Source organism: Loigolactobacillus zhaoyuanensis, from assembly GCF_003946385.1.
Lineage (GTDB): Bacteria > Bacillota > Bacilli > Lactobacillales > Lactobacillaceae > Loigolactobacillus > Loigolactobacillus zhaoyuanensis.
On sequence record NZ_RHOE01000131.1, the window covers coordinates 1 to 1,759 of the forward strand.

Genomic DNA, 1,759 nt, shown 5'->3' on the forward strand with positions numbered 1-1,759 from the left:
GGTAACGTCTAAAGTTCCATGAAACCCAAGTTCAAAACCGGATGTTCAAGGGGGGATGACGATTAATATATGGAATCACCGTTCACGGATGAATCGAACTTAATTCAGGTGTTGCTTCTCACTGGATCTTGCCTATTTTATGTGTTCTAGGGTACACAAATTAAGCCTTAGTTAGTCTGATTTTTCAGAATATCTAGGCTGCTGTTGGTAATTGAGACTGCGCTAGTTCAATTAGCGCCAGCCATTTGTCCGGCATTCGTTCAAACGGTTTGAGTTGTGGTAACTCAACAGGAATGCGGTAATGCAGTGCTTCATGAGGCCGCAAGAAGTTATAGGCCGCTGAATAAAGTGCCGTGTAACTCGCTGAACCTGTGGCAGAGCCAAAGCCGGTACTGGAACGATAATTTTCTTTGTAGGAACGATTCAAGCGCTCAATGGTTTGCTTTAAGAAGCGGTACTCACGACTGATCTCATCTTTGTTTTCAAGACCAACAACCTGGTGAATGCCAAACTTGATGCCCTGTTGTGCAAAATAGATCTGGGCAACTTGGTAGATCGGATTCGCGTCAACAACGAAGTTAAGCTTCTCAGGGATCTGAGGCATCTTTTGGAGGACTTGGTTGATCGCAATGACCGCTGATTCGGTTGTGCGATTAGGGGTCACGTAGTCGGCGAGAATGAGCTTACACTTGGCGTCGTAGAAGTAGAAGATATAGTGCCACTTGCCTTTCACGCGCACGTAAGTCTCGTCACCAACAATCTGATCGGACAGTGCGTAAGGATAATTCGCCCAGAAAGGCCGGACAACAGCGGCTACCGCCATTTCGTAGTTATGGATGGTCTGATGTGAGATTTTAACGCCATGAATATCGTACATGATCGCCGCGGTTCGCCGCGCTGACAGACCATAGTTGATGTGATAGGTCAGCACCAAGCCCAGCACTTCAGGGCTGGCTTGAATCCGATCGAGGTCTACCGGTGCTTGGATCGGCGATTCTGGCGCAATGCCTTTAAGTTCAAAGTTGTAGGTTCGCCAAGTGTAGCGCACCTTGTGGGCAGTTGGATGGACGTTGAAGTCAGCGACTTCAGCCGGTGACATTGCGGCGATCGCACCAAGGCGAAATGCGCACTTATCGTTGTAACAACACCAGACGTCGAACTTGGTCCGACGGTTGTGAATACTCAGGCGATTCTGGCAATAAGGACAACGTAAAGCGACCGTCTTATTCTTCTCGGCGTGACCATCTTGAAACTTGAACTGACAGACCTTGCACCGTAGCTGACCGCCAGCACCGTTATTGGCGTAAAGATAGTCCTGTGGTGCCGAGCACCGCGGACAGTCTTGCGCCGCAAAGCTGATTGGTTTACGCCGCCTGACTGGCAGTATCGGCTTACCGTTCTTTTCAAGCGACTCAGCGATCAACTGCTGGTAGTCGAGGGCTTCAGAACCGATATCAGCTTGAAGTAGTGGGACTTTCTCATCGACCTGAAATTGGTTAAAACGCTTGAATACCGGTTTATCAGCGCTTGGCAGCCGTGAATGATCAAAGATCTCAGCCAACTGAGCTAAAAGGATCAAAATAATTTGTCTTTGGAGCTTGATTATTAGAACTAAATAGGCTATTAATGGTGTATGCACTCGAATCCTTCTTTCTGGATTTTCTTGTTGTTCGCACACCAAGAATACCAGAAAAAGACGTTCGGGTGTTTTTTAATATTCGGAAATTAATAACAAAAACGAGGTACGTTTGACAGTACC

General features: G+C 47.3%; 1 protein-coding gene. It reads right to left on the reverse strand.

The annotated features are described in order from the left end of the window. Nucleotides 1-193: 193 nt before the first annotated feature. Nucleotides 194-1,639, reverse strand: a complete 1,446-nt coding sequence (locus EKM76_RS13895; RefSeq protein WP_010012865.1) for a DDE-type integrase/transposase/recombinase — start codon at nucleotides 1,637-1,639, stop codon at nucleotides 194-196. Nucleotides 1,640-1,759 lie beyond the last annotated feature (120 nt).